4 protein-coding genes are annotated in these 7,129 nt (G+C 47.6%); all 4 read left to right on the top strand.

Annotated features, from left to right (window positions below):
- The first annotated feature begins 636 nt into the window (after positions 1-636).
- Complete coding sequence (locus tag HMPREF0666_RS00890) at positions 637-2,166, top strand: alpha-L-fucosidase (protein WP_009010394.1); 1,530 nt, start codon at positions 637-639, stop codon at positions 2,164-2,166.
- A gap of 21 nt (positions 2,167-2,187) precedes the next feature.
- Positions 2,188-4,494, top strand: a complete 2,307-nt coding sequence (locus HMPREF0666_RS00885; protein ID WP_042855808.1) for a hypothetical protein — start codon at positions 2,188-2,190, stop codon at positions 4,492-4,494.
- A 648-nt stretch (positions 4,495-5,142) separates the two neighbouring features.
- Positions 5,143-5,307 carry a hypothetical protein gene (locus HMPREF0666_RS17200; RefSeq protein WP_157600217.1) on the top strand — a complete coding sequence of 55 codons (165 nt, stop codon included), beginning with the start codon at positions 5,143-5,145 and terminating at the stop codon, positions 5,305-5,307.
- A 342-nt stretch (positions 5,308-5,649) separates the two neighbouring features.
- On the top strand, positions 5,650-6,114 hold the full coding sequence (locus tag HMPREF0666_RS00880; protein WP_009010392.1) for a hypothetical protein: 465 nt from the start codon (positions 5,650-5,652) through the stop codon (positions 6,112-6,114).
- The last annotated feature ends 1,015 nt before the right edge of the window (positions 6,115-7,129 follow it).

The raw sequence follows: 7,129 nt of genomic DNA, 5'->3' as shown, positions 1-7,129 counted from the left end.
GAAAAACTCCCCAGCGAGTTGTTTGTGTGTCATCTCATAGAGTGGGTGCGTTCTATTTCTCACAGAAGAACACAGAAGAACAGAACACACAGCATTCCACAGAGACATCAAGTCAACCGATAACACAGAACATTACAGCCAACATCCATCACCCAACACCCTTCTTTGGCTAATCATCAACACCCAACACCCATCACCCAACACCCTTCTTTGGCTATAACGTTCTGTGAATTCTGTATGCCGAAGGCCTTCTGTGAGTTCGAAACAGTGCGCCAAAAGGCTCTGTTAACTCTGTGAGCTCTGTGAGAGAAAATACTCCCCAGCGTGAGAGAAAAACCTCTACAAAGTATGCAAGCAGGCCAATAGGGGTAACCACACATACCACTCCCCTCTCCATTCGGAGAGGGGTTGGGGGTGAGGCTACTGTCCCCTTAAATAAATTATAGTCCTAATGACACGAATATAAGAATTAATTTGTATATTTGCGGACATCTTTTGAGTGGCTTAATGTTTTCATACAGCAGCACGGGGGCATGTAAGCTACTCCCAATGACGATATTACCTAAACTATACATTGTCAATCAAATACTTATAAAAATGTAACATTCAAGGTGCTGCATAACTAATAAACCTAATATGAACAACCGATTTCTACACGGTGTGCTAACCGCACTTGCACTAACGGCGACGGCTACGAGCTATGCTCAGAACCCTACCGTTATGACGCTTCAGACGCAAGTTGCTCCGAACCCAGAGAACGAGCCGCGTCCAGTATTCCCTGTTCCTTCTGACAGACAATGGCAGTGGCAGCAGACAGAGTTCTATGCTTTCTTCCATTATGGCATGAATACCTACGTTAATGAGGAGTGGGGAAAGGGCAACGAGAGCCCTAACAGCTTTGCTCCGACTGAGAAACCAGACCCGAGACAATGGTTGGAGGCTGTGCAGGCAGCCGGCATGAAGGGTGGTATTGCAGTCGTTAAGCATCATGATGGCTTCTGTTTATGGCCCACAGCGTCTACCGATTATAATATATCTCATTCGTCGAGTCCTAACGCACAAGGCGTTAACATTGCCGAACTCTTTGCCAAAGCAGCACAAGAACTACACATGAAATATGGCTTCTACGTGTCGCCTTGGGATAGAAACAACGGTCAGTATGGTACTGACAGCTATGTGAAAGACGTCTTCTTAAAGCAGTGTGCTGAGTTGGCAAAATATGGGTCAGACCAGTTCGAGATGTGGTTTGACGGTGCTAACGGCGGTGATGGCTACTATGGAGGTAAGAATACTACCATCCATATAGACCGTTCCACCTACTATGACGTGCCTAACCTCCGTGACTCAATACACAAGCTTAGCCCAAACATCATCCTTTGGGGTGTCGGTGGTGAGGCCCGTTGGATTGGTAACGAAGACGGATGGGCAGGCGAGACCAACTGGTGTAACGAGAATAGAGGTGTTGCTCCTGAGCGTAATGGTATGTATGGTACGGAGAACGGATGGTTCTGGTTGCCTGGTGAGAGCGATGCTAAGTTTACGAACCCTGGCTGGTTTTGGAGTCAAAAAAGCAAGCCGATGACGGCAGAACGCACGTTCCAGATGTATTTAGAGACGGTGGGTCGCAACTCAACCCTCATCCTTAACTGTCCTCCCGACAGGAGTGGTAAACTCCCACAAGACCAAGTAAGTCGATTGAAAGAGTTTGGTAAGATGCTAAAAAGCCGTTTCCAGACCAACCTTGCCAAGTCGGCTACTATCGAGGCAAGCAGTACGCGTGCCCATGGCGCAACCCGTTCCTACGCTGCAAACAACCTTATTGACGAAAACCCAGACACTTACTGGGCCGCAGAAGACGACGTGAAGGATGTTACCCTTACCTTGAAATGGAACAATCCACAGACTGTTCGCTACGTGACACTACAAGAGTACGTCAGACTTGGGCAACGTGTCAAGAGCTTCTCAGTTGAGTACACCACCGATGGCAGCACATGGAAGCCACTTGCCAATAAGGTGAAGCAGACTACCATAGGCTATAAGCGCATCATCCCGCTTAATGGAAGCACCGCAAACAGCTATGGTTCGGGCTATGAAGCACGTGCTATTCGCATACACATCAAGGACGCCAAGGCTTGTCCTGTTATGAGTGAGATTGCCATTTATTAATCCTTTGACATGAGAAACAGTATGAAAAAGAATATATTAGCAGCTTGTGGCCTATTGTTCTGCAGCTCATTACTTCACGCACAGACCACAGATGAGGTTAGAATAGACTTCGAGAACCAAGACTATCAGGCTATTGGTGTCTACGACACATGGCTGAAGTCGCCTTTCCGTAGCCATGACGGACAGCCCGCAACACTGCAAGGTAACGTGCAGGTGGTGAGCAATATCGATAAAAACTATGATGATGTATTGAAGTCTACACCGAATACTTCAGACAAGGTGTTGGGCTTCCAGCGTTCACGCTACGGCTCAAACACATTCGGTGCACGCATAGATCTTAAGCAGCCCTTCGCTTTGACCAAGGAAACAAAGTATGTTCACGTGATGATACACAAGCCGAAAGCGGGACGCACCATGCTCATCGGACTCGGAAAACGTACCGACCGACCCGGCCAGAGTGCTGATACAGAGCAGTTCTGGGAGTTCTCTACAAAGGAGATAGAGCCTAACAAGTGGGTAGATGCCGTCTTCCCTGTCAAAGGGGCAGGTGGTATTGACATCCATAGTCTTGTAGTTGTAGTCGACTGTGAGGACTCCAACGGTCTTAAAGATGATTTCCTTGCTTATATCGATAATATCGTCGTGAACAACGAGGCCTTCACAACAACCAACCGTGAGGACTATCCGATGAATTATAACAAAGATCAGAAGTGCACAAGAACTGATCGTGGACTCAAGGGTATCAGCCTCGGCAATCAAACCATAGCTGTCTATGGCGACATCTCGTCGTCTACTCCAGCCTACACCTACCTCAGCAAGCGGGCTTTCTGGGCCAAACCGGGCGAGACACTCACCCCGGCTGTTCAGTATAAGGGCATCTGGATGCACAGCTATGTATATGTTGACCTGAACAACAACGGGCGCTTTGAACCGAAGGTGGAGGCAGGACAGATTGTTCCTGACGCTGGCAACGAATTGATGGCCTACTCTTTCCTATCCGCATCTGACGAGAACAGCGGCTTTAACAGTGCTGGTACGGAGATTTCAGGCAATGGTCGTAACACACTCTCCATGCCGGCCTTCACCCTTCCCGACACCCTTCAGCATGGTTTCTACCGCATTCGTTACAAGGTGGATTGGAACTCTTCGGATGCAGGAGGTAGTATCGAGGCTAACAACCACATTATTAATAATGGCGGAGGAGCCATGGACATTCGCCTTAATGTGCATGGTGACAATGTGACGATTACCCAAGGTGCACTCAACGGAAAGGTCGTTGCGGCTGATGACACCGAACTCAACAACCTCAGCATACCATTCGGACAACCCTTCACCATCAAGATGAAGCCCGAACACGGGTTCAACTTCAATGGCTTAAGGGTACGTCATGGCTACAACCTCACAGGCGACAGTCTCAGCCACGGCACCTATCAGTATGTTGACGAGCTCGTTCCACGTGAGCGTTTCAATGAAGATGGCACCTTCACCCTGCCTGCTGAGATGGTTGATGGCGATGTTTCGCTTGAAGGAATATTCATAGATGCGAAGACAACCTTGACCTACGAGGTTTATTTCAACAATAAGTTTGTTTATTCAACGGCTGTCAATGGTGCCAAGACGGGGGCGGTGACGATTCCCGAAAGCCTCAACAGAGATTTCGTAGAACTATCTTCTGATACACAGACCGTTACCTCTCTCCCTGCCACCGTACGTATTAATGCCGTGTGGACGGGTCCGATGAAGGTTGCAACAGCTACTGACACGACTTGGTATAACCTAAAGGTTAGCTCACAGCCAAAGTGGGTCTCTTCACGAACCTACGCTCCGAATGTCTACTTCATAGACCAGTCTGACACTGACACGGATGCTGCGCTCTGGGCATTGACAGGTGACCCTTACGGCGGATTCCACCTTATTAATAAGTCAGTAGGACCTACACATGTGCTTGCGTCGGCTTCTCCAAAGGGCTCAGGTAATACTGGTGGCTTCACCTTCGCTACCCTTGAGTCAGCAAGCGAACTTCCTACAGGCTACACAAGTGGCTGGTTCTTGAATGTTAGCCCTAATGATGAGGCGGGCTTCTACATCTGTAATCCAGAGGGCTACGGCCTCAACTATCGTGCTAATAACAACCTCGCTTATTGGACAGGGGGTAAGGATGGTGGCTCAACCTTCATCCCGACAGAAGTTAAAAAGACTTCTACGGGTATTAGTAGTCTGACTCTTCATCAAGACGCCACTACCACTTACGACCTAACAGGCCGCTCTGTTGGCAAGAACCACAGGGGTATTGTCATCCGTAATGGTAAGAAGTTGCTCATTAAATAAGATAGAGTAAGAGGGGGACAGGGCCGGCCTGCCGACAAGATACGTGCTCAGACAGGGTATTAGAAAGACAGAGTAACAGGAGGACAAGTACCCAGTTGATGAGTAGACGAGGTAACAAGTCGACAAGTTATGTGCTCTGGAAGGATGTTAGAAAGACAGAGTAACAGGAGAACAAGTACCCAGTTGATGAGTAGACGAGGTAACAAGTCGACAAGTTATGTGCTCTGGCAGGATATTAGAAAGACAGAGTAACAGATGAACTAAGAAAGAGTAGAGTAACAGATGAGCGTGTTACTCTACTTTTTTTAGTACTCTATGTATATGAAACTATAGTATTTATGCAGGTTATCAAACTCTTAGTATGAAACAGAAAAACGTCTGCTTCTCACAGAGGAACACAGAAGAAAGGTATAAACCCCTCCCCCGTCTCCTCCTCCAAAGGCCGGGGCGTGATCACCGAGATACCCCTATAAAAAGGATGTAGGCTTCATTATGTTCTTTGATGGCAGTCTTGTAGGGGTAACCTCACATATTACGCCCCTCCCTGCGGGGGAGGGGTTGGGGGAGGGGCCACTATCTTATGGACCCGAAAAGACAATTTTCTATCTGATACCGATGGTGAGAATGGGCACATAAACAGGCTGAACGATGTTGTTCATCAAGCACTACAGCCCTACTGTCGTACGCCTTCTTCCTGCGTTATCAGCTGATTATAAGACGTTTATCTCGCCATTTCTTTTGCCTACCAATGTCCCTCACGCTACGAACATCTTATTGGCAAGCAGACTGACGGCCGTCTCCGACCACCCATGACAGGAAATATTCGGTCCAAAGAAAGGCTGTTGTCGATTTTTATTCGTACATTTGTCAAGTCGATGCTTAGTCTGTTTCGCTTGTTTCCAACGCTTAACAAAGCAGGTTTCACTATTCGACAAGCCACCGAACAGTCCTCTTTAGTACCGTTTCTTCTATGTGTTCTCCATTCAGATCATTGAGGAATTAGGAGGTAAAAAAGTCTTATCAATCTCAGAAACGATGCTGTTTTTATATAGATTACCACGAAAGTTTCTTATCATTTCGTCGATACTTTGCACGCTCATTATCGCTTTTCTTGTTTGGAAAACGACAAGACCAAAGTACGTATGCACGAACGGTATGGGTCCCGTAGTCGTCGATAGTTGGTTGGATAGGGGCTATAAGATTATCGGGAAATATAAGCTCTTAAATCCACAACCCCTCCCACTCACAGAGAGCGACTGGCTGTTTATCCACAAGCAGCTCCCTGCATGGGTGCGTAATCACTACCCTAATTATCGGCACACGCCCACAATAAGCCAGCTGCCCATCGATTCCTTAAAGTCGAACACATCCTATCAATTCACCTTACTCCATGATGGCAAACTATTAGAAGAGGATGTTTATCTCCTTTCATTGCCTTCCTCTAACGTAGACCAACCGCTGAAGATCTACATCCCCAAGGCCTCTGTCGCTGACGAAAAGCAACTTACGAAGGACGGCAGATTGGTCAGCAAGCCCGTCCTGGTCTATCCCTTCTTAACGGAAGCATGGGAGAGAAATATCAACGAAACAAAGCCCTATGGTATAGGCGATCTATGGTAGAGCACGATATATGAGCTTGATAGCCAACAAGTCCAATCCTCACTTATCCCCGACCCTACCCTATCTTGTCACTACGCCAACGTCAACCTGCTACTACGCAAGCACCTATCTGCCACTATTCTCAACTCAACCTGCTACTACGCAAGCACCTATCTGACACTATTCTCAACTCAACCTGCTACTACGCCAGCACCTACCTGTCACTACGCAAGTCCAAACTTGTAAACATCTTTCGCACTCCTTATTTTCAACACATGCTTTTCAAGCTCCAAGAACATGCCTTTCTACGTACGAGAACATGCTCTTCTTGCCAATAGAACACGCCCTTCTTGTCCCTTGAAAAGGCCCTTCTCCAACACACCTCATAACCCTCTGATTTCATGTAGTTTACGAACATCATAGCAGAAGATATTATTCCTCCTTATTAAGGGAGTTAGAAGCCAATTAATGTAATGTTTTTTATTGGCTCATTGCATATCATCTTTCAAAGACTTCACCTCCTCCGGTAGCAGTAACGCTCTGTGTTATCTGTATGCCGAAGGCCATTTGAAGCCTCACCCCCAGCCCCTCTCCGAATGGAGAGGGGAGTGATCACCGAGATACCCCTCCATGTCCTCCAGATGTTTAGCGGCCTGTCTCCTATCAGTAGCAGGCCAATAGGGGTAACCTCACATACTACTCCCCTCTCCATTCGGAGAGGGGTTGGGGGTGAGGCCTCTGTGTTCTCTGTATGCCGGAGGCCTTCTGTGGGCTCGAAATGTGCGCCAAAAAGCTCCGTGAACTCTGTGCGCTCTGTGAGAGAAAAAACTCCCCAGCGAGTCTCAAAAATGTTCTTTTTCTCACAGAGAACACAGAAGAACAGAGTACACAGCATTCAAAGCAAGTAGTGGCCCCTCCCCCGTCCCCTCCCCGAAGGGAAGGGGAGTAATCACCGAGATACCCCTATAAGAAGGATGTAGGCTACTTGTTGTCCCTTATTCATGCCAACATTAGCAGAAACGCTCTGTGAACTCTG

Source organism: Prevotella sp. C561 (assembly GCF_000224595.1).
GTDB lineage: Bacteria > Bacteroidota > Bacteroidia > Bacteroidales > Bacteroidaceae > Prevotella > Prevotella jejuni.
This window is presented reverse-complemented; position numbering and strand designations above follow the sequence as displayed.